Source organism: Fibrisoma montanum, assembly GCF_003583365.1.
GTDB lineage: Bacteria > Bacteroidota > Bacteroidia > Cytophagales > Spirosomataceae > Fibrisoma > Fibrisoma montanum.
Genome location: NZ_QXED01000003.1, coordinates 247,916 through 274,116, shown reverse-complemented (window position 1 = coordinate 274,116; position 26,201 = coordinate 247,916). Strand labels below are relative to the sequence as shown.

Annotated in this window: 22 protein-coding genes; 18 read left to right on the top strand and 4 right to left on the bottom strand. The window is 54.7% G+C overall.

Features of this window, described 5'->3' with window-relative positions; translation table 11 throughout:
• Nucleotides 1–30: 30 nt before the first annotated feature.
• The 5 genes from DYU11_RS11030 (at nt 31) to DYU11_RS11010 (ending at nt 7,077) form a co-directional block, all read left to right on the top strand.
• Nucleotides 31–1,230: a mandelate racemase/muconate lactonizing enzyme family protein gene (locus tag DYU11_RS11030; RefSeq protein WP_229365769.1), complete on the top strand. Its 1,200-nt coding sequence runs from the start codon at nt 31–33 to the stop codon at nt 1,228–1,230.
• Between the two features lie 83 nt (nt 1,231–1,313).
• The gene (locus tag DYU11_RS11025) at nt 1,314–3,608 is read left to right on the top strand and encodes a CehA/McbA family metallohydrolase domain-containing protein (RefSeq protein ID WP_119667733.1); all 2,295 of its coding nucleotides are present in this window, start codon (nt 1,314–1,316) and stop codon (nt 3,606–3,608) included.
• Between the two features lie 17 nt (nt 3,609–3,625).
• A complete protein-coding gene (locus tag DYU11_RS11020; RefSeq protein WP_119667732.1) occupies nt 3,626–4,711 on the top strand; it encodes a hypothetical protein in 1,086 nt (361 codons plus the stop codon).
• 23 nt (nt 4,712–4,734) lie between these two features.
• The gene (locus DYU11_RS11015; protein WP_119667731.1) at nt 4,735–5,832 is read left to right on the top strand and encodes a WD40 repeat domain-containing protein; all 1,098 of its coding nucleotides are present in this window, start codon (nt 4,735–4,737) and stop codon (nt 5,830–5,832) included.
• A gap of 15 nt (nt 5,833–5,847) precedes the next feature.
• Entirely contained in the window at nt 5,848–7,077 is a 1,230-nt protein-coding gene (locus DYU11_RS11010) for a mandelate racemase/muconate lactonizing enzyme family protein (protein WP_119667730.1), read from the top strand.
• A 70-nt stretch (nt 7,078–7,147) separates the two neighbouring features.
• On the opposite strand, the gene DYU11_RS11005 is transcribed toward DYU11_RS11010, so the two are convergent.
• On the bottom strand, nt 7,148–8,059 hold the full coding sequence (locus DYU11_RS11005) for an AraC family transcriptional regulator (RefSeq protein WP_158600268.1): 912 nt from the start codon (nt 8,057–8,059) through the stop codon (nt 7,148–7,150).
• 1 nt (nt 8,060) lies between these two features.
• Nucleotides 8,061–8,309: a hypothetical protein gene (locus tag DYU11_RS11000; protein ID WP_119668298.1), complete on the bottom strand. Its 249-nt coding sequence runs from the start codon at nt 8,307–8,309 to the stop codon at nt 8,061–8,063.
• Nucleotides 8,310–8,316: 7 nt separating this feature from the next.
• On the opposite strand from DYU11_RS11000, the gene DYU11_RS10995 reads away from it, so the two are divergent.
• A complete protein-coding gene (locus tag DYU11_RS10995; RefSeq protein ID WP_229365767.1) occupies nt 8,317–9,348 on the top strand; it encodes a tetratricopeptide repeat protein in 1,032 nt (343 codons plus the stop codon).
• A gap of 94 nt (nt 9,349–9,442) precedes the next feature.
• On the opposite strand, the gene DYU11_RS10990 is transcribed toward DYU11_RS10995, so the two are convergent.
• A complete protein-coding gene (locus DYU11_RS10990; RefSeq protein WP_229365821.1) occupies nt 9,443–10,504 on the bottom strand; it encodes an aldose epimerase family protein in 1,062 nt (353 codons plus the stop codon).
• 206 nt (nt 10,505–10,710) lie between these two features.
• Here DYU11_RS10990 and DYU11_RS10985 point away from each other — a divergent pair, with 206 nt between their 5' ends.
• The 9 genes from DYU11_RS10985 (at nt 10,711) to DYU11_RS10945 (ending at nt 21,912) form a co-directional block, all read left to right on the top strand.
• Complete coding sequence (locus tag DYU11_RS10985) at nt 10,711–11,643, top strand: SMP-30/gluconolactonase/LRE family protein (protein WP_119667726.1); 933 nt, start codon at nt 10,711–10,713, stop codon at nt 11,641–11,643.
• A gap of 1,343 nt (nt 11,644–12,986) precedes the next feature.
• Nucleotides 12,987–14,147 carry a zinc-dependent alcohol dehydrogenase gene (locus tag DYU11_RS10980; RefSeq protein WP_119667725.1) on the top strand — a complete coding sequence of 387 codons (1,161 nt, stop codon included), beginning with the start codon at nt 12,987–12,989 and terminating at the stop codon, nt 14,145–14,147.
• A gap of 10 nt (nt 14,148–14,157) precedes the next feature.
• Nucleotides 14,158–14,703: a hypothetical protein gene (locus DYU11_RS10975; RefSeq protein WP_119668297.1), complete on the top strand. Its 546-nt coding sequence runs from the start codon at nt 14,158–14,160 to the stop codon at nt 14,701–14,703.
• Nucleotides 14,704–14,826: 123 nt separating this feature from the next.
• Nucleotides 14,827–15,438: a TMEM175 family protein gene (locus DYU11_RS10970; RefSeq protein ID WP_119667724.1), complete on the top strand. Its 612-nt coding sequence runs from the start codon at nt 14,827–14,829 to the stop codon at nt 15,436–15,438.
• 55 nt (nt 15,439–15,493) lie between these two features.
• The gene (locus tag DYU11_RS10965; protein WP_119667723.1) at nt 15,494–16,522 is read left to right on the top strand and encodes an L-dopachrome tautomerase-related protein; all 1,029 of its coding nucleotides are present in this window, start codon (nt 15,494–15,496) and stop codon (nt 16,520–16,522) included.
• Nucleotides 16,523–16,546: 24 nt separating this feature from the next.
• Nucleotides 16,547–17,401 carry an SRPBCC family protein gene (locus tag DYU11_RS10960; RefSeq protein ID WP_119667722.1) on the top strand — a complete coding sequence of 285 codons (855 nt, stop codon included), beginning with the start codon at nt 16,547–16,549 and terminating at the stop codon, nt 17,399–17,401.
• Nucleotides 17,382–18,548, top strand: a complete 1,167-nt coding sequence (locus DYU11_RS10955) for a zinc-dependent alcohol dehydrogenase (protein ID WP_119667721.1) — start codon at nt 17,382–17,384, stop codon at nt 18,546–18,548. Before DYU11_RS10960 ends, DYU11_RS10955 begins: the two co-directional genes overlap by 20 nt.
• 295 nt (nt 18,549–18,843) lie before the next feature.
• Nucleotides 18,844–21,510: an excinuclease ABC subunit UvrA gene (locus tag DYU11_RS10950; RefSeq protein WP_119667720.1), complete on the top strand. Its 2,667-nt coding sequence runs from the start codon at nt 18,844–18,846 to the stop codon at nt 21,508–21,510.
• Between the two features lie 108 nt (nt 21,511–21,618).
• A complete protein-coding gene (locus tag DYU11_RS10945; protein WP_119667719.1) occupies nt 21,619–21,912 on the top strand; it encodes a putative quinol monooxygenase in 294 nt (97 codons plus the stop codon).
• A 161-nt stretch (nt 21,913–22,073) separates the two neighbouring features.
• Here the strand turns inward: DYU11_RS10945 and DYU11_RS10940 are convergent, their stop codons facing one another.
• The gene (locus DYU11_RS10940; protein ID WP_119667718.1) at nt 22,074–22,643 is read right to left on the bottom strand and encodes a recombinase family protein; all 570 of its coding nucleotides are present in this window, start codon (nt 22,641–22,643) and stop codon (nt 22,074–22,076) included.
• A 159-nt stretch (nt 22,644–22,802) separates the two neighbouring features.
• On the opposite strand from DYU11_RS10940, the gene DYU11_RS33625 reads away from it, so the two are divergent.
• From DYU11_RS33625 to DYU11_RS10930, 3 genes are read left to right on the top strand one after another with little or no spacing between them, the layout of a single operon-like run.
• Nucleotides 22,803–24,356 (top strand): DUF4158 domain-containing protein, encoded by a 1,554-nt coding sequence (locus DYU11_RS33625; protein ID WP_229365766.1) that lies wholly within the window; start codon nt 22,803–22,805, stop codon nt 24,354–24,356.
• Nucleotides 24,272–25,612 (top strand): Tn3 family transposase, encoded by a 1,341-nt coding sequence (locus DYU11_RS33620; RefSeq protein WP_229365765.1) that lies wholly within the window; start codon nt 24,272–24,274, stop codon nt 25,610–25,612. The genes DYU11_RS33625 and DYU11_RS33620 overlap by 85 nt, the downstream gene beginning before the upstream one ends.
• Entirely contained in the window at nt 25,609–26,187 is a 579-nt protein-coding gene (locus DYU11_RS10930) for a GrpB family protein (RefSeq protein ID WP_199736708.1), read from the top strand. Before DYU11_RS33620 ends, DYU11_RS10930 begins: the two co-directional genes overlap by 4 nt.
• Nucleotides 26,188–26,201: the final 14 nt, after the last annotated feature.

Below are 26,201 nucleotides of genomic sequence, written 5' to 3'. Positions count from 1 at the left end.
AAACCCTTGCGGGGTTGGTATAAACCCAGTATGATGCAACGCAGAAATTTTCTCAAAACGAGCGCCCTTAGTGTAGGTTCACTGTATACAGGCCTGCCCGCGCTGGCTCACCCGGCCGACGTTCCTAAAGACATCAAAATCAAGAGTGTAAAGGGTTTTGTGTTTCAGGATGGCTACGACCGGGGTGTGTATGTCCGAATCGAAGCGACCGATGGCACCGTGGGTTGGGGCGAAAGCAGTGCCAACGGCATCCGGGCTGTGCAGGCCATTATTAACGACTTGCTGGCTCCGCAGGTGGTTGGGCAAAGCCCGTTCGATACCGAAATGCTCTGGGAGCAGATGTTCTGGAAGAATGTCGACCTGGGGTCGGGCGGGGTGCTGACTTATGCCATCGCCGGTGTTGACTGTGCCCTGTGGGATTTGAAAGGGAAACTCCTCGGTGTGCCCGTACACAACCTGATAGGCGGAAAATTCCGCGATCGTGTTCCGGCCTATGCAGGCTTCCGGCTCAGGGGCGGTGCCGTTCCGGTTCCCGAGGCCATCAAACAAGCCGTTAAACTGGCCGAGAAAGGCTTTAAACGGCTTAAAATCAGGGCGCAGATACGCGAGTACAACATTAATCCGAAAGACGATTTTTGCCTCAAATACTATACGGCCATTCGGAAAGAACTCCCCGACAGCGTGGATTTGTTTCTGGACCCCAATGAAGGGTACACGGGCTACCGGGCTATCGAAATTGGGAAAACGCTGGAGGGCATGGGTATGAAATTTTACGAAAGTCCTTGCCCCAACGAAAACCTCGAAGACCTCGCTACGGTGGTTGATGCGCTGACGATTCCGGTGATGGCGGGCGAAAAGTGCTACACGCGCTGGATGGTCGAAAGCCTTATTAAAATCGGAAAACCCGACATTATCAACACCGATTTTATCAAGTCGGGGGGCATTACTGAGGGGCTGAAAATCTGCCACGTGGCCGGGCTGTACCACAAGCAGATTGTTCCGCACAACACCAAACCGATGCAGGGCAGCGCGGCCACCATGCAGATTCTGGCCGCCATACCCAACTGCGGCCCGATGGTCGAATACATTGAGGCCGACCTGTACAAAACCATCTGTTCGGTATTTGACGAGGGCATTCAGTTTCAGGATGGCGACATGCTGCTGCCCAAAGGCAACGGACTGGGGCTGGTAATCAACGAGAAACGAGCCAAAGCGTTGTTTGGCTATTGAAGATACGTGCCCTGATCCCTGAATTAACCCGTGTTTGGCTGACACCGGGCAGGAGACGTAAACCGACCGCATTCGTGAGCTTCATGAACCCGTACCGACTTCTAGTTATAGTACTGTGCCTTGCTTTGAGCGGGGGTGTCGGTGTTCTGGCCGTCGCGGACCCGATCCGCTGGAATCTGACCGCCTACAAAGCCCAACCGGGCCTGACGGCCACGGTCCGGGCCGACACCCTGCTGGTGGCCTGGGTGGGTGGTGCAACGGTTGAGTACCGGGCCTATTTTGTGGTGGATCAGAGAACACCCAAACTGGCCAGACTGGCCGTTCGTAAACAAGGCGGCAGTTGGAAACTGCTGGCCACCCAACTGACGCCCGAATACCGGGTAGCCTCGGCCATCCGGCGCGTAACCCAGCAGCAAACCGAACCCCTCGAAAAATTGGGCGTACCGCTGACGGAAGCAACCCTGAACAAAATCAAGTGGGATGCCTTCTGGGACTCCCCGCTGCTTACCGGCGATGTGCCGCCCCTGTCCCACAAAACCTCCGTCCCGACGTTGGCCAGGTTTGCCAACCATCCGGGCATGCCCAGACTGGCGAGCGAGATCAAACGCGTAACAGCCACGTATCAGGTGACAGAGGGCGCGGTACGCACCAACGGCGCGAGGCTGGAAATACGGTTCGACGGCGTCCGGGCGGGCACCTTCAGCGGTTATCTGCAGTATGACATTTTCAAAGGGGCTGGCCTGATGCGGCAAACGCTGATGGCCAAAACCGAAGACCCGTCCGTGGCCTTCAAATACGACGCAGGCTTGTCGGGTATGCCCCTCCACCAATCAACGCGTCTGCTCTGGCGCGATCTGGCCCGTAACTGGCAACAGCTTCGGTTCGGAACCCCTCCCGACAAGGCACCCGTTACCGTCAAAAGCAGCAACCGGCTCATGGCGAGCGAAACCGCAGCCGGTTCGATAGCCGTGTTTCCACCCCCGCACAGTTTTTTCTGGGCCCGCGAAACCGAGCAGAATTTAGGCTATAGCTGGTACCGAACCGACTCGGCCCAAACGTTTTCGTTTGGTATCCGGCAGGCCGACTACGAGGAGGACCCGCATTTCACCCATAATTTCGCCTTGTACAGTGCCCGGCCCGGTACGTGGCAGCGGATGCCAATGTTCATCCTCCTCAGCCCGAATTCGGGAAAAGAGGTTATCGAACAGGCACTGGCCTACACCCACCACGATTTTTTCAAGCCGCTACCGGGTTACAAAGTGATGGGCTATCATTATCACGTTGGATTGGTGAAACGATTTACCGACACGGGCGGCTCCGGCCGGATCAACGACATTGAAGCGGTAAAAAGCGTCGGCATCAATTTGTTTGGTGTGATTGATGGCGTTCGGGGCGATGCCCGTAACGCAGTAGACGATTCATTTTTAGAGGCCCAGGCAGCCTATTATCAGACCGCCCGGCTCCATTCCGACAAGGATTTTCTGCTGATGCCACACGACGAAAACAGCACCAACGGCCGTAGTTATGAGTTGGGCGGGCATCACGATCTGCTGCTGTCCAAACCCGTTTTCTGGCGAAATACCCGAAAACCGGGTCAGCCGCTCGTGGAACAACATCTGACATACGGCCCGGTCTACAACCTGGGCAGCCCGGACGATCTGATGGCGATGACCGAACGGGAAAACGCGCTTATCTCGATGCCGCACCCCCGCACAAAAGGGTCAACCGGCTACCCCGATGCGATTAAAGATACGCCCCATTTCCTCCACGAACGGTATTTTGGGTTAGGCTACCGCTGGGGTATGGGCATTGATGCCTCCGAAAGCCGACTTGGCGAATACCGGTTTATTCCCTTGTGGGACGAGGTAAACAACTGGATGGCGGCTCGTGACCGGCCGTTAAAATACGCGATGGCTATTTCGGAGACACGGTCCGATTACGGGGACCGGGGCAAACCACCCTACGATGACATCTACGGCATGTCGCCGGTGAACTACCTAAAAATAGATCACGTGCCTACAGTCGATGATATGTCGCCGGTTATCAAAGCCTTGAAAGAAGGGGCATTTTTTGTTACATCCGGCGAGGTACTCATAACGTCGTTCGCCCTAACCGGCAGGGGTGAAAAGAGACTGCTGACTGCCGACGTTGAATGGACGTTTCCGCTCGATTTTATCGAACTGGTCTGGGGGGATGGCCTGCAAACGTACCGCAACGTGATACCAACAACAGACCTCCCCCCGTTCGGGAAAAAGCGGTTTACCATTCCGGTCGATGCGACCGGTAAGAAGTGGGTTCGGTTTGCCGCCTGGGATGTAGCCACTAACGGAGCGATGGTTCAGCCCCAACGGCTGGAGCCTGACACAACGACCAAATAATAACGAGAAGCGCGAATATGAAATACAGCTTAAGTAAAGCGGGCTGGTTAGGGCTGGCCGTTCAGGTGCTGGTAGCTCAACAGGCACAACGTGTTCGTACTGAACATTCTACTGAACAAACCCTTACGCACACTACCGGCCTGAAATTATCACTCCTGCAACAGTCACCTACTCGCAACGTAGTAGCCTTTTACGAAGGAGCGGATAAAGGTACGGGCAATACGTCATTGAATTTTGAGGGGCAAGACAGCTACAAATGGTCGGAGCACTCGCCCTATACTGCCGATGGCTGGGGGTATTTTACACCCGATGGTCGTGAAATTCCTTACATCAAACGCGACCGCGACCTGGGGCAAACGTTCCGGCACACCGGAAAAACACCCAAAACGCTCACCGCCATTACGGTCGCAACCGGTTACGGCACCAATGCCGTGCGCCCCAATACCTACGGGCGGGGCGTTTCGGTGCAGATTTTTGCAGTTTCGGGCCAGCCCCGACTGAATGACAACGGCTCTGGCACGGAGACCGAAGCCTATCATGGGTATCCGCACAACCGGCCGACAAACACAATATCGCCCGAACGCGACGACTATTTCGAGGGCGAAACGTATACGTCACTGGCTGTGTTTTCGGGCGCGACATTTCCGGACAAACGCGCTTTTGGCTTTGCCGGACCCGCACCGGCGGACCGGCCGGATCGTACCGACACCGAAGTCGTACCGTCCGATCACCCAAAGCTGAAAGGCCGGTTGCTCAGGTTTGAGTTACCCGACAGCCACCCGCTGGTGTTACAGCCGGGCCAGCAGTATGCCTTTCTGGTAATGCTCGATCAACAAGGTAACCAGTCTGGTTTTACGCTGGCTAACAACTACTACGGCAAGTACCCCGACGGTCACGGCATCCGGCGCGATGGGAATGGCGTATTTCCGCCCGTAGCGGCTGATCCAACGCGACCATTCACGGACACGGTCAACGCCAAAGCCTATGCGTCGGCTCATTTTCCGGCTAATCTGGCGCAGCGAACGGCCATTCCTCCCGGTACCAACGGCTATCCCGACGTTTGTACCTGGCGGGACTTGCTGTTTTACATCGAAGCGAAGTAGCTGGCCAGAATCAATCTATAATCATGAATCGACAAACTACATACGTTGCGTTACTCACGCTGTTGCCTGTCATTGCACTGGCACAGGAACCGATCTACAACCCCGACGTGCCGGAGGTTTTCCCAGTCTGGCACCGCGTGGCCGACTTTTCACCCGCGCTTCGCTCCGTAGAATCGGCCCGGATTTCGCCGGATGGTCGGGTGGCCGTATCCGTGTCCAAGTTCGGTCCGCGCGTGATGGTCTGGCGCGTGGCCGACGGAACGCTGTTGTGGGAGAAAGAACAGAACGCCGAGATTGAGTGCATCGCCTTCGCGCCCGATGGCAAACGGTTCGTGACCGGCGACGAAGACTTTCTGGTCAAGATCTGGGATACGCAAACCGGTAAGGTATTGAAACAAATAGCGGTAGACAGCGGGCTGGATGGCATTACCTGGTCGCACGATGGCAGGCTGATTGCCGCCGGTTCCGAAAAAGGCGATGTGCTGTTCTGGAATGCGGCCACGTTTGCGTTACAGGGGCAAATCAACGTAGGGTCAACGGTAAACTCGCTTGATTTTACGCGGGATGATAAACGGCTGGCCGTGGCTGGCAACGTTCAAACGCCGGACCCGCAAACCAAAAAAGTACAGTACGGCGGTTTTGTGCGGCTGATTGACGTACTGAAAAAGCAGGTGATCCGGAGCTACGAAGGGGCTACCGGCTCGGTAAAGTCGGTTCGGGTATCGGCGGATGGTAAACTGATTGCCAGTGGGGGCTTCGACAACGTAGCGCGGGTGCATGACCTCGAAACCGGTAAACTTCTGCATAGCTTCCCCGAACCGCTAAAACTGGAGGCCGTAGCGCTGACCAGCGACGGCAATTTTCTGGTGACGGGCGGGCACCAGCGTAAATTTACTTTCTACCGCCTGCGCGATGGGCAGAAGGTGTTTGAGCAGCCCAGCCCCCGCACCGAATACCTCGACTTTTCGGCGGATGGTCGCCTGTTACTTACCGCCCACGAAGACAGCGGTTTATTATCACTGTATCTGATGCAGTCAAACCTCAATCATCAGCCACCCGGTTTTTATCAGCAACTGGAAAAGAAGTACCTTAGGAACAAAGACCTGAAAGCCAACAAGTAAACCGTATACCTGACTATGAACCGCCTTACTTTTTTACAAACGCTGGTGGGTACCGCAGCCCTTGGCCTGACGGGAGCTACACCTCGGCTATCGGCTACACTGGAGCCGTTACCAACCTGGCCGCTGCCTGACCTGAAGAAAGCCATGCTGGGGCCGGTCATGATTCGCTCGGTTGAGTTGCTGAAAACGCAGAACCGGATGTTGCTGGTCGTAACGGCGGAGGACGGGGCTAAAGGTATCACCCAGTGCAACGACCGAATGCCAAACCTGACCTCTCTGCTAAAGGGGCTGGTGCTGCCACACTTTGTCGGTAAAGACGCCCGCGACCTACCGCAACTGGTGGATAATGCGTACCGGCTCAACAGCAACTACAAATACGCCGGTATGCCGCTCTGGAACTGCATCGGGTCCGTCGAGATTGCCACCTGGGATTTGCTGGGGCAACTGACTCGTAAGCCGGTATACGCGCTGCTTGGCAAACCAGTACGGACGGAATACGATGTGTATATCTCTGATTTCTACCGGGGTGGCGAACCGCCCGAAAAAGTAGTTGACCGGCTGGCGGAAAAGCTGGCCGCGACCGGGGCCAACGGCATAAAAATCAAAGTAGGCGGCCGGATGCTGAATACCCCGGAAGACGACCGGCGAACCCGGCAGTTTGTGCCGCTGGTCCGCAAAAAGCTGGGCGATGCAGCGATTATCTATGCCGACGGCAATGGCTCGTTTTCGCCGAAGGAGGGCATCGAAACCGGCAAGTTTCTGGAAAGCTATGGCGTAGCCATCTTCGAAGAACCGTGCAGCTTTGAGGATGAAGAAGGCATGCGGTCGGTGAATCAGGCACTATCAAAAATCATGCTGGCGGGTGGCGAGCAGGACAGCAGCCTGTATCGTTTCGAGCGGCTATCACGCACCGGCGTCTACGATCTCTACCAGCCCGACTTATATTACAACGGCGGCATTCTGCGGACGTTACAGGTATCCCGAATTGTAGGTCAGTACGGTAAACAGTTCGCGCCACACACTCCCAAAGCCGACCCGCTCATTGCGCCGTTCTGGCAGGTAGCCGCCCTGGCCCCAAATCTATACGGCCTGCAGGAGTTTGTGTACAATCCGGGTGATAACCCAGCTTCCTGGTATTCGCCGGATATCCGGGTAAACAACGGCAAGATGGCCATTCCAGATACCCCCGGCCTGGGTATTCGGTACGACGACGGTATCTGGAAAGGGGCCGAACGGATCGTCTGACGCGCATCCGCCCGACCCTTTGGGTGTTGTCAGAATATTTACTAAATGGATTAAGTATGGTAAAGGGGGCTTAGCTACCGGAGAGCCGCCGACGAAACGCCAGGGGGGTAATGCCTTCGTACTTTCGGAACAGCCGACTGAAATAGGACTGATCCAGCAGGCCCACTTCAGCGGCAATGTCGCTTACGGATAAGGCACTCTGGTGCAGGAGAACTTTAGCCTCCAGGAGAATGGCTTCATCGATCCAGCGGGTAGGGGATTTGCCCGTCACGGACCGGACGCATTTGTTGAGGTAGTTGGGGGTGATATGCAGCCGGTCGGCGTAGTCGCTGACCCGGTGCAGCGATTTGACGTTTTCAAAAAGTAACTCCCGGAACTGGTTCGCAATCGTTACCGCGTGAGTTTGGGGGACCGACGCCGGTTGCGTACCCAGGTTCAGTTCGCAGAGCAACGCCATCAAATTGGCCTGGAGAATGTCCGGGTATGTCAGCCCATGAGCGGCATACACGTGCAGTAGCCGCTGCAACACGTGCGCTACGTGGGTCGAGGAGGGGCCATCGAGCCGAATGTGCGGATTGCCCCAGACCCGCAGGAACGAAAACTCTCGCAGCAGTTCCGACCGGGCCACTTTACCGATCATAAAGTCGGGGTGAAAATTGCAGAGGTAGCCCCGGTTGGTTTCCTCCCGCTCAAACGAAAACACCTGTCCGGCCGGCACCACCACGCACTCGTTCTGACAAAATCGTACCGACTGACTGCCGATGGCGATGTTGCCTTCGCCCTCCGTGAGGTAGATCAGCGTGTGGTTGGTAACCCGGGTGGGCGGCACGGGAAGCCTGATCAACTGAATCAGTTGTTCGACCGGAACGATGAAGAACCGGCCAAAATCAGCGTGGAGGAGCGCCGTTGTGGCTTCGCCGGGCTGCATGAAACTGGTCCGGAACGATTCGCCCGAGTAGGTTTTGATGGGGGGTGATTCCATATTATACCAATCCCTGTCGTTCCATGGTGGCCTGCCAGTCCGCATCCATCGCCTGAAAGCGCAGGATGACCTGTTCCAGAAACGGCTCGTCGAGCAGCGCCTGTACGTCGTCGGGGCCGGTTACGTCCAGTTCGCTGACTTTAAACGTCTGTTCGTACGGCCCGGCTTCAATTTTGACAATATATTTGTTGTTCCAGGCATACAGCCCAATGGTTACCAGCGGGTGAGGGATTGTCTGCAGAAAACGCATCAACAACATGACTAAGTGGATCACAAAGATACTGGTTCTGGGGGTTGTTTCGGGTGTACTCGTCCAGTGTACGGACCGAACCGATGAAGCGGCCCAGTTTTTTTTAAAAGGCAACGACCAGCTCAAAAAACGGGAGTACCGGGAGGCCGTTCGTTACTACACCGAAGCGCTTGAAAAAAAGCCTGATTTTGCCGATGCGTTCAACAACCGGGGACTGGCTAAGTTCCGCAACGACGACCGCGAGGGGGCCCTTGCCGATTATACCCAGGCCATTCAGGCGGACCCGGATTTTGGGGCGGCTTACCTGAACCGCGCCGAAGCCCGGCTGGAAACCGGCGACGCGGCCGGCAGTTTAACCGACCTACAGCGAATCGAAGCTGAGTACCGCGACTCTACCTTCTACCAGACCCGCCTGGGGGATACCTACGTCCGACTGAATAACCCCGCGCAGGCGCAGGCCGCCTACGACCGGGCCCTGCAACTCGACCCGACCAACGTCGAAGCGCTGACCAACCGGGGGGCCTTGTACTACAACCAGAAAGCCTACGAGCAGGCCGAGGCCGATATCCGCCGGGCGCTGCAACTGAATCCAAAGCAGGATGCCGCCCTCAATAACCTGAGTCTGCTGCTGGCCCGCCGGGAACAGTACGCCGATGCGCTCACGTACGTGAATCAGGCCTTGGCCGTGCAGGCTGGACAGCCGTACTACGTCAACAACAAGGCCTACCTGCTGCTGATGCTCAACCGCGATGCTGAGGCCCTGCCTTTGCTGGAGCAGTCGCTCCGGCGCGACGATCAGAACGCCTGGGCGCACCGGAACCTGGGGCTGTATTACCTACGACAGAAACAACCGGCCAAAGCGCTGCCGGAACTGCGCCGGGCCGAGCAGCTGGACCCGTCGGTCGACCAGTTGTATTATTATATCGGTCAGGCTGAACAGGCAGCGGGCAATCAGACGGCCGCCTGCGAAGCCTGGCGTCGGGGCGACATCGCGGGTGACGAATCCGCCCGAAGTGCCCGTACTAAAAATTGCGGGTAAGTGCATGCCGGATACGTGACGTAAGACCAAAAACGCCCCGCCAGTGTAGGAACTTGGCGGGGCGTTTTTGTAAAGGGCGACGACTCGCTGGACGCTACTTCGCCGAAAACCTGTACAACGTTGTGGAGCGGTACGTTTGACCCGGCCGCAGAACTGTCGAGGGGAAGCTGGGCTGGTTGGGCGAATCCGGAAAATGCTGGGTTTCCAGACATAGCCCGAACCGCCGGACGTAAGGCACCCCTTCTTTGCCCTGCAGCTTCCCGTTGAGGTGGTTAGCCGTATAGAGCTGCACGGCCGGTTCCGTCGTAAACATCTCCATCCGCCGACCGGTGGTGGGTTCGTAGACGGTAGCGCCGAGCTTTAGCTTCGTCGACGGGTCGGCAAAGACCCAGCAGTGGTCATAGCCGTGGCCCAGCCGAATCTGCTCCTCCGAGGTATCGTTGATGCGCGCGCCAATGGCCGTGGGTTTGCGGAAGTCAAACGGCGTACCAGCGACCGACCGCAGTTCCCCGGTTGGGATTTGTCCCGGATCGGTCGGCAGAAACCGGTCGGCCGCAATCATCAGCTCGTGGTTCAGTACGTCCTGCTTCATGCCGCTCAGGTTGAAGTACGCGTGGTTGGTCAGGTTCAGTACGGTCGGTTTGTCCGTCGTCGCCTGGTAGTCGATGCGAAGGGCGTTGTCTTTCTGCAGCGTGTACGTAACCGTTACGGCCAGCGTACCGGGATAGCCTTCCTCGCCATCGGGTGAGGTGTACTGAAGTCGCAGCGCCGGTTCCGCCCCGTCGACGGGAGTGGCGTCCCACAATTTCTTGTCAAAGCCTTTCGGACCGCCGTGGATGTGATTCTTGCCGTTGTTGGTGGCCAGGGTATATGCCTGGCCGTCGAGGGTGAACCGGGCATTGGCGATGCGGTTACCGAACCGACCGATGATCGGACCCAGCGAGGGCGTTCCTTTCAGGTAATCGGCAAAGGTCGGCAGCCCCAGCACGACATTGTCGAATTGGCCGCTACGGTCGGGGGCCGTGCAGGCAACGATATAGCCGCCATAGTTTGTAAGCTTCACCTCCATGCCCGCGGCATTCCGAAGGGTAAACAGGTGGGCTTCCCGTCCGTCGGGAAAGGTGCCGAATACCTCACGCTGGATACGCTGGGCCATACCAACCGTACTGTAAAGAAAACTGATGAGAAAAAGCAGGCTGCCGTAGTGCATAGACTAGTAAGGGAAGTGGTGCCGGTACCAAACCGGCTACTGGACTAAAAGGGGAGGGGGCACAAATTCTAATTTGCCGTCGGTCAGAAAGACCAAACGAACCAGTATTTGTCAAACCTTCGTAGCTTTCCTGCCAAACAGCTTTTCTTGTCATGCACACGTATTACCGAACTGCCCTTCACACGGCAGCTATTTGCGTATCTTTCCTGTCAGTGGCCGCAGCGCAGCAGCCGGCCCCAGCCGGACGGGTTGACTCTGTCCGGGTGGTGGCCCCCGGGGCGACCCTTACCCAGGTCTCCAACCAGTTTACCTTTACCGAAGGCCCCACCGTCGATCGGGCGGGCAATGTGTACTTCACCGATCAGCCTAACGACAAAATCTGGAAGTACGACGCCAGCGGGACTCTGTCGCTGTTCATGGACAAAACCGGCCGGTCCAATGGGCTGTACATGGATAAGCAGGGCAACATCATCGCCTGCGCCGACGACAAAAATGAACTCTGGTCCATTAACCCCGCCAATAAATCAGTAACCGTACTGCTGACCGATTACCAGGGTAAGCGGCTGAACGGCCCGAATGACCTCTGGCTGGAACCGAAGGGTGGGATTTTCTTCACCGATCCGTACTACCAGCGGAACTACTGGACGCGTAAGGAGCCGGATCTGAAAAAGCAGAGCGTGTACTACCTACCCAAAGGCACGAAACAGCCGGTGGTGGTTGACAGTACCTTGCAGCAGCCGAACGGAATCGTGGGTACTCCCGACGGGAAGTTTCTGTACGTAGCGGACATCCGGGCCAATAAAACCTATAAATACCAGATCAATCCGGATGGCAGCCTGGCCAACCGCCAGCTTTTTGTTGAACAGGGGTCCGACGGCATGGCCCTCGATGCAGAGGGAAATCTCTACCTGACGGGGCGGGGGGTAACGGTATATGACCCCACGGGCAAAAAACTGGGCACCATCCCCGTACCGTCGCGCTGGGTAGGCAATCTCTGCTTCGGCGGAATGGATCGGCGGACCCTGTTCATCACCGCATCCGAGTCGGTGTATACCCTGCCGATGCGCGTAAAGGGTGTTGAGTAGGGTCGTATACATTAGCGACTATAACTATAGTTATAGTCGCTAATGTATACGACTTTTGTGCATACGTTAAACCAGGTATTGGGGTAGTTTTGCCGAAACGGAGATAATTCGTCGTTTGGGAGAAAACAGTCTCACAAACTCAGACCTGTTATTGAAAATGAGGTTTAGTTTCAGGAGATGATTATTTGAGACTCAGCATAGCTTTAACTGACCGTAACAGTTAAAGCTATGCAACCGTTTCGCAAAATGGGGATTTCATTAGACTGCCTGGCGGGGCGGTGAGAGCCTGAAACGAATAGGAACCGTAGATGAAGAAATCCTCTCTTTTAAACAATAAGCCTCAACTCGCGTTATCCAACCAAACGAATAACGGTTTTACGTATCCGTTGCTTCTGTTCGGTTGCCCAGTTGGGGTCAATTCCTTTGGACGAACCGCTCCTGCCGGATGGATGTAGAGATATTCCCTACTTAACCAAGCTAGCCCCTGCCCATTCAGCGTCGGCTCCCCTAGGCCAACTCGCAAACCGCTTTTAAGACCCATCCGGCCTAAAAGCGTCAATCGCCTAAGCCTCAACAGCTTACCAACAAAGTTCTATTCATGCTTAATAGGCTCTAGCGCCAATTGCAGCAACAGCATGAAGAAGTTCAGGTGAACCGCAACCAACGGGTAAGGTTCTAAAACTTAACGATATAAAAGCTAGCTCCCTGCTGATAAGCCAGGCGCACTGGGAAACGGTCCATTTTTTTAGCTTCGGTCGAATCCTCACTTTTTTAGTTTGCCTTTAACCTTTTTATTAAACATTATTAAACAAAAATAGTTCTCTGCCTAGTCTGCGGCTTGACAGGGGCGAGTGAATCTCACAACACGTGAATTGCCAAAAAGAGCCGCCTATACGGACCAGACGATACTGATGGATACCGCCATCAGAACAACAACGCGCGGCCTACAGCAGGGTAACCACTCCACTGTATGGCAACAAGGTGAATAGGCTTGTTCTCAACAGATACTGCAGATCTGTTAACCAGGCATACGATAGGCTGTTGTTGCTCAGTCTGAAGGGAAAAACGATACAGATCGTGTTGAGGGGCTTGCCCGGTCCACGCGACATTCCTTTCTGGGAACCTAAACGCTTCTTTCGATAAGTGGGGGTACTTATCATGGAAGAACCAGTTGATTTTGCGCCTTCTTCACCTACGGCTCAAGTAGGTATCTATCTCAATCTGACATTGTCGCTAATGAACTCGTTTGGGCGTTCTGGCAAGCGCTTAGGCTGGCCTCAAGGCGGCATGACAGCTTGACGTCTTCAGTATATCAGTTTAATCATGTTTATCGACAGGTAGCTATGATAGCAATGAATTTTCGCGGGCCCCGTCAAATCAGGGTAGACCGTAACAAGCCCGAACCGGAGATCAAGCATCCTTATGATGCGATTGTCCGGGTTACCCGATCCCTGATTTGCGGCTCAGACCTGCACCTGTATCACGGCCGAGTGCCCGATACACGGGTGGGCATGACCTTTGGCCATGAGTTTACCGGCGTAGTGGAAGCGGTAGGCTCAGGAGTGCAAAAACTGAAAGTGGGCGACCATGTGCTGGTGCCCTTTAATGTTGCCTGCGGCACCTGCCCGCACTGCAAGCAGGAACTCTATGGCAACTGCCATGAGTCCAATCCGGAAGCCACCGCCGTCGGCGGCTTCTTTGGCTATGCCCACACCGGCGGAGGCTATGATGGCGGACAAGCCGAATACGTTCGGGTACCGTATGCCGATGTTAGCCCCACTATAATCCCCAAAGGCATGGACCTGGAAAACGCCGTTCTGCTGACCGACGTAGTGCCCACGGGCTATCAGGCTGCCGAGCAGGGCGGCATTCAAAAAGGCGATACCGTGGTGGTGTTTGGTGCCGGCCCGATCGGGCTGATGGCGGCCCGCTTTGCCTGGTTTTTTGGTGCCGGACGCGTCATTGTTATTGACCATGTAGACTACCGCCTGGAGTTTGCCCGCAAGTTCTCTTTTGCCGAGGCTTACAACTTCCGTGAAATGAAAGACCCGGTGTTGTTCTTAAAAAAAGCCACCGATTACTTTGGCGCTGACGTGTGTATTGATGCGGTGGGCTGCGATGGTACCGGCGATGCGTTGCAATCCATTACCGGTAAAGCCTTGATGCTGCAGGCTGGCGATGCCACCGCCCTGCACTGGGCGATTAACTCCGTAAAAAAAGGCGGCATTGTTTCCATCATTGGCGTATACGGTCCTCCGTGGAACCTGGCTCCCATCGGCAGTCTCATGAACAAAGGGATTACCGTACGGGCCAACCAGGCCTCGGTGAAACGGCTACTGCCCAAGCTGATCGATCACATCATGAGCGGCCGAATCAATCCAAAAGAAATCATTACGCACCGGATGCCGCTGGAAGAAGTGTCGGATGCTTACCGCATGTTTTCCGGTAAGATGGACCACATCGTCAAACCATTATTAATTCCTCCACGCGCCAATGCGGCATAAAACCTTGGTTATGCAAAACGTATTAGAAGACACAATAGTCGAATTCCAGGACCGGGCGATTGCGGATCGAAACCTAGATGACCGCATCAAAGACATACCCGGCTGGGGCATGGATGCCGATCCGGATAACGATCCCACGTATCCGATGAAGCATTGGAACGGTGCGGACCACGAGCGGCTGGATTACGAAAAGGCACCCCAGCAGCCCCTCGACATAGAGGTCCTTCATTCGATAGAGCGACCCAGTGTTACCCGGGTCTTTGGCACCTCCTCACCGCCGTCGGGCCTAAGTGGGGCTGTGCGTCGCTTTGCCTTTAAGTATAGTGAAGCTACAGCTACGCACTGGATGGGGCTCATCCTGGCAGACCGGATAAACGTCATTGAGGGAAAGATCGATGACTTAGCTCACGGCATTCTGCCTAATCCCTGGATAGAAAGGGGATGGCGGGCTGAATGGAAGCACAACCGCCCTGCTTTTGTCCGACAGGCAGCGACGACGGCCCTGCTGATCACGGCCGGCATCATGCTGCTGAAAAGGAAAAACAAGCGTAAGTAGTTTATAGAAAGAGAGTAGCCTGGATTGTATCAACCCGAACGTTGGTAGTAACTCAACAACGTTTGGGTTGATCCATTTTTGATGCCTTTTATGCCAAAGGAAAGTGGATTTTAAACCCGTCTTATGTATAATCATCGGCCAACCGACCGTCTTGAATATTTCAGTGATGCTGTTTTAGCTATTGCGGCAACACTCCTGGCCACTGAACTGCCGAAACCCGAAACGGAGACAGGCTTGCTGCAAGCCATTGCCAGGGAATGGCCTTCATACGCTGCCTTCGCAGCATCTTTCCTGTTTATATGCATTGCCTGGTCCAACCATCACAACATGTTTAAATACATAAGGCAGACGGATCAGTACCTGCTCATCCTGAATATTTTGTTTTTGATTTTTGTGACGCTTCAGTCGTTTACCACCGGCTTGTTGGCACGGCATGTCGGCAAACCAGACGAGCGAATGGCAGCCTTGATCTATCATGCGACATTGGTGTTGATGACATTTTTTTATAACTGTACCTGGTGGTACGCCATTAAAAAGCCCGAACTCTTAGAAGAAGGTACCGATAGAAGACTCATTCGTCTGCTAACAAAGGAATATGCCATTGCCCCTGCGCTGCACCTGGTTGCTTTACTCATTTGTTTGTGGAGCGTACCATTCAGTATTGTGCCTGTTTTGCTGTTATATATCTATTTTGCCTTGCCACGGGCCAGTGAGAAAAAGGCAAAAAGTAAGTAAGAACACGCAGGGATAGGAGCCGTATTTATTCGCAACGCATTTAAAGTTACCGATCATGAATATACGCAACAAGCAACTTGAAGAAGTGTTTTCAGACGATACCTACCAATTAACCGGTGTGGCTATAGCAAAAGACGGTCGTTTGTTTACCTGTTATCCGTTATGGCCCGGACCACACCAGTACGGCGTTGTCGAAATTTTACCCAATAACGGGGTGAAACCTTATCCCAACGAAGAGTGGAACAGCTGGCAGGAAGGGGACAACGGAAAAAACAAATGGGTGTGTGTGCAGGCCGTGTATGTGGATGCGGAGAACTACCTGTGGGTGGTAGACCCGGCCTGCCCGAACATGGAGCAAGTTTATGACAATAGTTTTAAGCTTGTAAAATTTAACTTGGCCACTGATAGCATAGAAGACGTGTACCGGTTTGAGGGCGTACTAGACAATAAGAGCTATATCAACGATGTGCGGGTCGATACCCAGCGACAGGTAGCGTATTTAACTAATTCTAATGAAGGGGGAATCGTGGTGGTTAATTTGGAAACAGGAACCAGCCGGCAGGTATTGCGCCATCATCCATCGGTGAAACACGACCCTTCCTTTACCCTGATCGTAGACGGGAAGGAATTTAAAAAGCAGGGTAAGCCGGTACACCTCCAATCCGATGGCATTGCCTTAACCCCGGATGGTGAGTGGCTGTATTACAAACCCCTCACCGATACTAAACTCTACCGAATCCGAACGGAATTCTTGCGGAACGAAGCCTTGCCGGAAGAGCAACGGGAGGCTGCGGTGGAAGATTTGGGCAGGTTTGTGGTTACGGACGGGATGATTTTTGACAAAAATGGCAACCTCTACCTGGGCGATTACCAGAACTACAAACTGGTCCGACTAACGTCTGCGCACCAGCTGGAAGATGTCGTGACCGATGAAAGGCTGATCTGGCCCGATAGCTATTCCATGTCGACGGATGACTATTTGTACATCAGTTGCTCCCAGATCAACAAGCAACCCGATTACAACGAAGGCGAAAACAAACGAACCACACCCTATGCCATTTACCGAATGAAGTTGCCTGCTTAACAAACCTTATATCTCCCTCAAACTATGGCAAACAAAAAGCAGCCCGTGTCGCGTGTACTGGGCATGGGACCGATTGAACCGGACGCCAGCGGGTCAAGTCGAATTAATGTGGGCGATACCGAGCGAATCGGGTCGGTGGCTGGCGGAGCGTTGCTGGCCACCTATGGCCTTCGACGGGGCTCGTTTAGCGGGCTCTTACTAGCTACTCTGGGCGGATTTATGGTCTACCGGGGGGCGTCGGGGTATTGCCCCATGAACCAGGCGCTGGGGCGAAACACGGCCGAGCCAACGGTTCCAAATCAGGTAGTGGATTCGATTGAGATTACCAAAAGCCTGACAATTAATAAACCCCGCGAAGCCGTATACGCCTACTGGCGGCAATTGGAGAACCTGCCCCAATTTATGTTTCATCTGAGCGAGGTGCGGCAACTCGACAACAAACGGTCGCATTGGGTAGCGAAGCTATCGGATGGTCTCCTCGCTAAAACACTGGGAACGGTGGAGTGGGATGCCGAGATTCTGGAGGAGGTAGATAACGAGCGATTGGTCTGGAAATCCCTCGCCGATGCCCGGATTGACAACGCAGGGGAAGTCCGGTTTGTGGATGCGCCCAATGGTCAGGGTACGGAAGTTCACGCCGTTATCAAGTATCGTCCACCAGCCGGGCAACTGGGTGGTGCGATCATGAAACTGTTCAACCCGGCTTTTGAGGAGATGATCAAACAGGACCTGCGCCGGTTCAAGCAATTACTGGAAACTGGCGAAATCACGACCATCGAGGGGCAGCCGTCCGGTCGGAAACCTGAGCAACAATCCGATAAAAAACCAGTATCTGAATACGCCAAAATAGACGAAAAACATGAAAGCGCTATGTTATAACGGTGTTGGCGACCTGCGCACAGAGCGGGTTCCCGACCCAACTATCATCAACCCCAAAGATGCGATTCTGCGGGTTATTCTCTCATCGGTTTGCGGCTCCGATCTACACCTGCTCAATGGCTACGTGCCAACGATGCGCGAAGGCGACATCATTGGCCATGAGTTCATGGGCGAAGTGATCGAAATAGGCTCCGAGGTGAAGACCATCAAGAAAGGCGACCGGGTCGTGGTGTGTTCGATTCTGGGCTGTGGCGAGTGTCAATATTGCCAGAGTACTCAATGGTCGCTCTGCGACAACTCTAATCCACACGCGTGGATACCAGAAAAAGTCTACGGGGATTCGCCAGCCGGGATTTTCGGGTACTCACACGCCTTCGGCGGTTATGCCGGCTCCCACGCCGATTACATTCGCGTACCATATGCCGACCGGGGGTGCTTTGTCATTCCCGAAGGGTTACCCGACGAAGCGGCCGTTTTTGCTTCCGATGCGATGCCAACGGGCTTTATGGCTGCGGATCTGGCCGACATCCAGCCGGGTAACGTGGTGGCGATCTGGGGATGCGGAGGAGTGGGTCAAATGGCGATTCAAAGTGCTTTTTTGCTGGGCGCGTCCCGCGTGATTGCCATCGACCGGGAACCCGAACGACTGCGCATGGCCAAAGACATCAGTGGCGCGGAGGTACTTGATTTCTCGAAAGTTGATATTCAGGAAGCGTTGCGGGAGATGACCGGCGGGCGTGGTCCCGACCGTTGCATCGACTGTGTGGGCATGGAATCGGTCAGCGAAGGGCTGGATTATTATTACGATAAAGCCAAGCAGTTTGTCCGGCTGGAATCTGATCGGCCAATTGTGCTGCGGGAAGCCATCTTGGCTTGTCGGAAAGGCGGCACAGTTTCGATTATCGGCGTGTATGGCGGCTTAGTCGACAGCATTCCGATGGGTGCGGCCATGAACAAAGCCCTGACCTTCCGAATGGGCCAGCAACACGGGCAGCGCTACATTCCCCGGCTGCTGGAGCATCTGCAAAAAGGAGAGCTTAACTCAAGGTTTATGCTCACCCACAAAATGTCGCTCGATGAGGGCATGAAAGGCTACGATCTGTTCAATAAAAAAGAAACGATGCGGGTTGTTTTTGCGCCACAATAAGGGATTAGACGGCTGGTCAGGCGGGAGTAAGCCCGCGATAGCGCGTCAAGACGGCGGGTTTCCATCCGCCTGACCAGCCGTCGCGTCTAAACCAATGAAGCTGTTTACCGTTTTTAGGGAGACGAAGGAGTGTCCATGAATTTGATATATAACCAGTAGACTTTTCTGCGTGTGTAAGAGAGTCTGTTAACGTGTTGCCCAGCATTCAATACATACTACAATTGAAAAAGACGGGGATCCGTTAGGGCTTTTTAAGGCAGGTTGCCAAAAAACCAATCACATTCGGTATCCCTTTATGGCTCGACGAACAAACGCCAACGACCAGGACGACAAAGCAGCATCCGGATTTGTCCGCGTGTGGGGCGCTCGTGAGCACAACCTCAAAAATATCGACATCTCCATACCACGAAATCAGCTGGTGGTTTTCAGCGGGGTTTCCGGCTCGGGCAAGTCGTCCCTAGCCTTTGGCACCCTCTATGCCGAAGCACAGCGACGGTATCTTGAATCGGTTTCCCCCTATGCCAGACGGCTGATCGATCAGGTCGGCGTGCCGGATGTCGACGCCATTGACGGCCTGCCGCCCGCCGTCGCCCTTCAGCAGCAACGCGGCACGCCCAATGCCCGCTCGACGGTAGGTAGTCTGACGACCCTTTCGAGCCTGGTGCGCATGCTTTACTCGCGCGTGGGTACCTACCCCGCCCGCCAGACGATGCTCTATGCCGAGGATTTTTCCTTCAATACCCCGCAAGGGGCTTGTCCCCGCTGCCAGGGCATGGGCCGCGTACATACCATGACCGAAGAGTCGATGGTTCCGGATCCGTCGCTGACCATCCGCCAGCGGGCCATTGCCGCCTGGCCCACGGCCTGGGGCGGTCAGAACCTGCGCGACATTTTGGTCTCCCTGGGCTATGACATCGACACACCCTGGAAAGACTTGCCCCAAAAAGACCGACAGTGGATTCTCTTTACGGACGAGCAGCCGACGGTTCCTGTCTATGCGGGCCTCACCCCAGCCGAAACGCGTCAGGCGCAGCGACTGAAGATGGAACCAAGCTATCAGGGAACCTTCAGCAGCGCTAAGCGAAACCTCGAGCACACCCTTGCCAATACGGAAAGTGCAGCCATGCGCAAACGCGTGTTGCAGTTTATGATTAGTAGCCCCTGCCCGGTATGCCACGGCAAGCGCTTAAAGCCCGAAGCACTTTCGGTTACCTTCGCCGGCTACGACATCGCCGATCTCTCGCACCTCTCCCTGGACCAACTGGCAAACATTATCAGGCCGACCGCGAATGGCAAGTTTGACGCCGACATGAATCCGTCCACGTCGCTGGTGAGTCGCCAGGCGGCAAAAGCCGCGCTGGGTAAGCGCGTGCAGGCAGGTGGCTCAGCGCACAAGGGCGCCCCTGATGTACGCCGTACGGATGATCTCTCGCCTGAAAAGCGCATCGCTGCCCAGCGCCTGTGCGGTGATCTGCTGGATCGCCTGACAACGCTCATCGAGCTGGGCCTGGGTTACCTGTCGCTTGACCGTAGTACGCCCACCTGCTCATCCGGTGAGTTGCAGCGGCTGCGGCTGGCCACTCAACTCTCCTCCCAGCTCTTTGGGGTCATCTATGTGCTCGACGAGCCGACAGCCGGGCTGCATCCGGCCGATGGCCACGCGCTCTTCGACGCACTGGACAGGCTCAAAGCGTCGGGTAACTCGCTTTTTGTGGTCGAACACGACGTTGAGATGATGCGTCGTGCCGATTGGCTGGTTGATGTTGGCCCTGAAGCGGGCAGTGCGGGAGGGCGCATTCTCTACAGTGGCGAACCACAAGGCCTCAGGCAGGTCAGCGAGTCTCGCACCCGGCCCTACCTGTTTGAGGAAACAGCCCGGCTGGCGTCCCCCAACCGTTCCCCTCAAGGCTGGCTACGTCTGGAAGGAGTCCGACGAAATAATCTCCAGGGTGTGACTGTTTCGTTTCCGCTGGGTTGCTTTACCGCCGTGACCGGTGTCTCGGGGTCGGGTAAATCCAGCCTGGTTAGCCAGTCTCTGCTGGATCTGGTGGCCGAGCACCTGGGCATGAGACGGGAAGAGGCTGAGGAAGATACGCTGGAGAAGCCCTCTGCTGAAAAAACCATCGGTCGATTGGGGGGCGATGTCAATGCCATACAGCGACTGATTGAGGTGGATCAAAAACCAATCGGACGAACCCCACGCTCCAACCTGGCCACCTATACCGGGCTTTTTGATCAAGTCCGAAAACTCTTCGCTGCAACGCCGGAGGCCCGTCGGAGACACTTCGATGCCGGGCGTTTTTCCTTCAACGTCGCCAAAGGGCGGTGCCCCACCTGTGAGGGAGAAGGCCAGGTCAGCATCGAGCTGCTGTTCATGCCCAGCGTGTATGCCCCCTGTCCGACCTGTCACGGCACTCGCTATAACGAAAAGACGCTGGAGATTAACTGGAACGGCAAATCCATCGCGGATGTGCTGGGCATGACGGTCGACGAAGCCTGCCTGTTCTTTGCTCAGGAAGCGTTGGTGTTGCGGTCTCTGGACACGCTACGGGACATTGGCCTGGGTTATCTTAAACTCGGGCAAAGCGCGACTGAGCTTTCCGGCGGAGAGGCCCAGCGCATTAAGCTCTCCACCGAACTGCAACGTACCCAACGAGGCACCACCCTCTACGTGTTAGACGAGCCGACCACTGGTCTGCATCCGCGTGATGTCGACCGTCTTTTGGTTCAGTTGAACCGCCTGGTTGATGCAGGCAACACCGTAATCGTCGTCGAGCATGATATGCGTACGGTCGCCCAGTGTGATTGGGTTATCGACGTGGGACCCGGAGCCGGGAATCACGGCGGCACGATCGTTGCGGCAGGCACACCCGCCGAAATCACCGCGTGTCAGGCAAGCCGCACGGCTCCTTTCCTGGCGAACATCCTGAAACCCGAGCTAAGTCTCCCCCAATCAACATAACAATAAGTCTATTTACTGTATCACATGTATTGAATGCATGACAAAACATGTGACCAAAGTGCACGCTTGTTAACTACTACGTATTACAAACTTTTACACTCATATATCATGGAAAAACTGTCATTACTAGCTCGTGTTCAAGCAAAACCTGGCCAAGAAGCTACTGTCGAGAATTTTCTGAAAGAAGCGCTGGCCATGGCTCAACAGGAAGAGGGCACCCTTCGTTGGTATGCCTTCAAGATCAATGAGAATACGTTTGGTATTTTCGACACATTTGCCACCGAAGACGACCGGCAAGCTCACCTGAACGGGGAGATTGCGAAGGCGTTGCTGGCCAATGCTGATGGGCTACTGAGTGTGCCCCCTTTGATCGAACAGCTTGAATTACTTGCCGTCAAGTAACTGTTATAATCGGGTAGTGACTTTCGCGCTTTGGCAAGCACAGTACGAAAGTCGCTACCCGGTCACTGATCATGCAACATTTATTGTATCCTCAAAATACCCTCTTTTGAAGAGATGGTTGTTTAACAACTTGGAGAACAAAGCAATGGAGAAAGGCTTTTTCAATCTGTCGCAGCAGCGATCCGCTTTCGGTACCGCTTCACACTCGACATACTGATTCCGGTTAGACTCACGGTTTCCGCCATTGATAAGCCCCGTTCCAACGCTTTCTTGACCTTGGCAAATTTCTCGGCATCCAGCCCAGCCGGGCGGCCAATGTGTTTACCCTTTGCCTTCGCCAACAGTTGACCTGCTCGTGTCTTCTCCAGTAGGCTTTCTCGGTCATACTCGGCCAGAGCGGCAAAAATTTGCAAGACGAGTTTACCCGATGGCGTGCTGCTGTCAACGCCCAGATCTAAGGCCTTGAAGTGGATACCCTTCTGGGCAAACTCGCCTAACAGATTAATCAAATGATCCCGGCTCCGTCCCAGCCGAAAGAATCGGGCGACCATCACCGTATCACCTGGTCTTAACTTTTCCAGTAAGGTGTCTAAAGCTGGGCGGCTGATGCTGATACCGGTGATCTTATCTTCCATAATCTCATCACAACCCGCCCGACTGAGGGCATCGAGTTGGGTATCTAAGTTCTGATCGAAGGTAGAGATCCGGGCGTAGCCAAAAATCTTATTCATTAGCTCAACAAGTTAGTGTCACAAAGATAAATCCCTATTTATTTTGGGCCCTACTTTCTGACCTCTATTTTTGGTTGATGTACGCCAGCGAACGGACAAGTTCGGGACAGGTTCAGAAAGGTATAACTTATTGATCCCTGTACTCATCGCTTTTCACTCATGCCCCGTCGTGATTTTCTCTCCTCGGAGGAACGAATTCGCTTTGACACGCCCCCGCAGCTTAGCAGCACCGAGCGGCTAATCATGACCGATTGGCCACTGTGGGCCGAAGAATACCTTCGGCAAATACATACCCCAACTAACAAGGTCGGATTCCTGCTTCAACTGGGTTACTTCCGGGTGGTCACCCGCTTTTTTGTGCCCGACCGGTATCCGGCTGTCGATGTCGAGTGGGTAGCTCACTCCTTGCAACTTTCGGTTGACCAGATTCGACTCGAAGACTACACCCATAACCGAAGCTTGTACCGTCACCGGGCCATTATTTTAACGAACTTAGGCTACCAAGCCTTCGAGGAGACGCACCGAACGGCGCTGGGTGAGGAAGCCCGTCGGCTCACCCATCTGCAAACCCGGCCTGCCCTGATCTTGGACGCACTGGTGGACTTTTTGCGCGCCCGGCGGGTTGAGGTGCCCGTCTATAACACGCTGTTCGACGTCGTCACGGGAGCCCTGCAAGCCTGGGACGCTCACTTGCAAGCGATCATCGAAGCGCATTTAACACCCGTTGAGAAGGCGGTGTTAGATGAATTGCTGGATAACTCGGCCGCTTCGCCACGCGCCGGGGGCGGTCATCGGTATCCGCTGACCGAGTTGAAGCGCATTAACCAGTCCATGCAGCCTAAACAGATTGCCGAGCGACTTGCCCAGTTTCGCCACCTACAAGCCTTGTTCACCCAGCTTCAGCCCTTGATTCGCCGACTCGAACTGGCTGACGACACCATTCGCTACTACGCCCAGTACGTCCTCGATAACCGCAGCGCCCGAATGGTCGGGCGGGTCCACGAGCGCTACCTACGGCTGATCGCCTTTATTATTCATCAGTACCTGAGTGTCGGCGATGCCCTGATTCTGACCTTACTGAAAGCCGTGGCGGGCGTGTTGAACGATTGTCAGGAACAACTCAAAGAGCAGTACTTCCAAAGTCGCCATGGAACGGCGGGCTTGGTGGGACAGGTTGGTCGCCGGTCCCAGGTGCACATCGACGCCCTGACGGAAATTGATCAGACGCTGAACAAAATAAATTGGACCAGTGACCAGAAGATCGAACACATCCGTCAGGTGCTGGGCAAGAAACGACTGGCGAGCGAGCAGCTCGCGGCTGACCAGCAACGGGTGGCTGAACTACAAGCGATTAACCAGCCGGTGCACGAACGAACCGACTACTATGCAGCCCTGGAAAAAGCGTCGTACCGGCTTCAACTGCGCGTGTCGGGCATTGTGCAGGCCCTGGCGTTTGATGCCCAAACCTCGCACCCGCATCTGCTGAAAGCGCTGCTGTACTTCCAGGAACGCGGGGGTGAACTAAGCTCACCCGGTTTACCGGTCGACTTTTTGGATATGGCTGAGCGCCAGCACGTCTTCACGGCAGGCGGTAAACTGCGTGTTTCGCTCTACAAAGTGCTTTTATTTTGGGCCGTGCGCGACGCCATCCGCTGTATCCGGTCAGCCGGGTCATCGCCCTACGGGACGTCCTGCTTCAGGTTGATCGTCTGACGGGCTTTCTGGGCAAGTTTCGGCACCAGAACTTTCTCCACAAGCCCAGTCGTCCCGATACGCGGCTGCTGCTGGCGGCCCTGATTGGTTACGGTGAAAACATCGGCATTCGAAAGATGGCGCTGATCTCGCGGTCGATCTCGTCCAACGCCTTAGAAACGGTGGCTACTCACTACTTTTCGCCCGAGATGATCTTAGAGGCCAGCGATTGCATCGTGGCCCACAGCAACACGCTGCCCCTGACGGATTTGTTCCGGCGTCAGGAAGGCCTGATCATGACCGGCAGCGACGGGCAGAAGTATGACGTGTCGGCCCCGTCGCTCCGGGCGTCGGCTTCGTTCAAATACTTTGGTAACGGGGAAGGCATCAGCATCTATTCGGGGTTAGACGAAGCGGGTCAGCTCATCTATACGGTCGTTATTAATGCGGCCGAGCGCGAATCGCCCTACGTGCTGGACGTAATCCTGCATAATCCGGTTATTCAAACGGACGCTCACGCGACGGATATGCACGGCTTTTCGGAGGTCAACTTCGCCCTGACGAGTCTGCTGGGCGTTGAGTTTCGACCCCGCTTTGCTAGTATTCATCGCCAGCAACTTTACAGCATTGACGCCGTTTCAACCTACAAAGAGCAGGGGTATCGCATTGTGCCCACCGCCCGCATTGATTACGAAAACCTCATCGAGCAGGGCGACAATCTGCTCTGTTTTCTGGCCACGATGCGGTTGGGTTACACCCAGCCTTCGACGCTGTTGAAACGGCTCAACTCGTACGCTCGTCAGCACCCGCTCTACCGGGCGCTGAAAGACCTGGGCCGACTCTACAAAACGGACTACATCCTGCGCTACGTGCATGATCCCGATCTGCGGGCCAGCGTGGAAGGCATGCTAACCCGCGTCGAGCACAGCAACAAGTTTAGCAGCGCCGTCACGTTGGGTAACAATCAGGCGTTTAGGTGGGCCACCGAACGGGAACGAACGATTGCGGCCGGCTGCAAGATGGTCATTATGAATGCCATCAACTTCTATAATTTGCTTTATCTATCGGAAAAGCTACGCCAATGTATCAGCGAAGCCGACCGGCATGAATTGCTGGGGACGATTCTGAAGTCTTCCACACACACCTGGCATCATATCAACTTGGGCGGAGAATATGATTTCTCTGACTCGACCCAACCGGCGGATCTTTTCGATCTAAAGGCGCTGATGAACTTACCCCTGTCCCGAAACATGCGACTAGTTAGAAAAGTCAAATGACGAATTATCTCCGTTTCGGCAAAACTACCCTATTGGCTGTTATGGGTAACCAAATCAACGTAGAATTAGTAGCTCATAATTTTCGGTGGAACTTACTGGCTAAAGAGGAAGGTAGCTTATTAGCCAATGTATTAGGGGATCAATTGATCACTGTCCATCACATAGGATCGACCGCAATCCCAACAATAGCAGCCAAACCAATCCTGGATTTGATACCTGTGGTGAGAAGCCTGGAAGAGTTTGATCGGTACAGAACAAGGATGGAGGGGATTGGCTATCAGTGGCGAGGAGAGTATGGGCTAGTGGGGCGTCGATACTGCACGAAGGCCGATCCGGCTACTGGGCGCAAATTGATTCACCTGCATTTTTATAGTATAGGTTCACCGGAGATTGACCGTCATGTAGCGTTTCGAGATTATTTGCTCGACCGGCCAGATGTAGCTCAAGCCTACCTTCGGGAGAAAACCCGCTGTCAGCAACTTCATGCCAACGATTCGCAGTCGTATAGCCAGTGCAAAAGTGAATGGATAAAGCGAGTAGAAGCCGAAGCGTTAACACACTTTGATTTGAAATAAGTGTACTTGATTAC

Coding starts and splice junctions, on each gene's coding strand:
- DYU11_RS11030 (WP_229365769.1), top strand. CDS start 31: ATGATGCAACGCAGAAATTTTCTCAAAACGAGCGCCCTTAGTGTAGGT.
- DYU11_RS11025 (WP_119667733.1), top strand. CDS start 1,314: ATGAACCCGTACCGACTTCTAGTTATAGTACTGTGCCTTGCTTTGAGC.
- DYU11_RS11020 (WP_119667732.1), top strand. CDS start 3,626: ATGAAATACAGCTTAAGTAAAGCGGGCTGGTTAGGGCTGGCCGTTCAG.
- DYU11_RS11015 (WP_119667731.1), top strand. CDS start 4,735: ATGAATCGACAAACTACATACGTTGCGTTACTCACGCTGTTGCCTGTC.
- DYU11_RS11010 (WP_119667730.1), top strand. CDS start 5,848: ATGAACCGCCTTACTTTTTTACAAACGCTGGTGGGTACCGCAGCCCTT.
- DYU11_RS11005 (WP_158600268.1), bottom strand. CDS start 8,059: ATGGAATCACCCCCCATCAAAACCTACTCGGGCGAATCGTTCCGGACC.
- DYU11_RS11000 (WP_119668298.1), bottom strand. CDS start 8,309: ATGCGTTTTCTGCAGACAATCCCTCACCCGCTGGTAACCATTGGGCTG.
- DYU11_RS10995 (WP_229365767.1), top strand. CDS start 8,317: ATGACTAAGTGGATCACAAAGATACTGGTTCTGGGGGTTGTTTCGGGT.
- DYU11_RS10990 (WP_229365821.1), bottom strand. CDS start 10,504: ATGGCCCAGCGTATCCAGCGTGAGGTATTCGGCACCTTTCCCGACGGA.
- DYU11_RS10985 (WP_119667726.1), top strand. CDS start 10,711: ATGCACACGTATTACCGAACTGCCCTTCACACGGCAGCTATTTGCGTA.
- DYU11_RS10980 (WP_119667725.1), top strand. CDS start 12,987: ATGATAGCAATGAATTTTCGCGGGCCCCGTCAAATCAGGGTAGACCGT.
- DYU11_RS10975 (WP_119668297.1), top strand. CDS start 14,158: ATGCAAAACGTATTAGAAGACACAATAGTCGAATTCCAGGACCGGGCG.
- DYU11_RS10970 (WP_119667724.1), top strand. CDS start 14,827: ATGTATAATCATCGGCCAACCGACCGTCTTGAATATTTCAGTGATGCT.
- DYU11_RS10965 (WP_119667723.1), top strand. CDS start 15,494: ATGAATATACGCAACAAGCAACTTGAAGAAGTGTTTTCAGACGATACC.
- DYU11_RS10960 (WP_119667722.1), top strand. CDS start 16,547: ATGGCAAACAAAAAGCAGCCCGTGTCGCGTGTACTGGGCATGGGACCG.
- DYU11_RS10955 (WP_119667721.1), top strand. CDS start 17,382: ATGAAAGCGCTATGTTATAACGGTGTTGGCGACCTGCGCACAGAGCGG.
- DYU11_RS10950 (WP_119667720.1), top strand. CDS start 18,844: ATGGCTCGACGAACAAACGCCAACGACCAGGACGACAAAGCAGCATCC.
- DYU11_RS10945 (WP_119667719.1), top strand. CDS start 21,619: ATGGAAAAACTGTCATTACTAGCTCGTGTTCAAGCAAAACCTGGCCAA.
- DYU11_RS10940 (WP_119667718.1), bottom strand. CDS start 22,643: ATGAATAAGATTTTTGGCTACGCCCGGATCTCTACCTTCGATCAGAAC.
- DYU11_RS33625 (WP_229365766.1), top strand. CDS start 22,803: ATGCCCCGTCGTGATTTTCTCTCCTCGGAGGAACGAATTCGCTTTGAC.
- DYU11_RS10930 (WP_199736708.1), top strand. CDS start 25,609: ATGACGAATTATCTCCGTTTCGGCAAAACTACCCTATTGGCTGTTATG.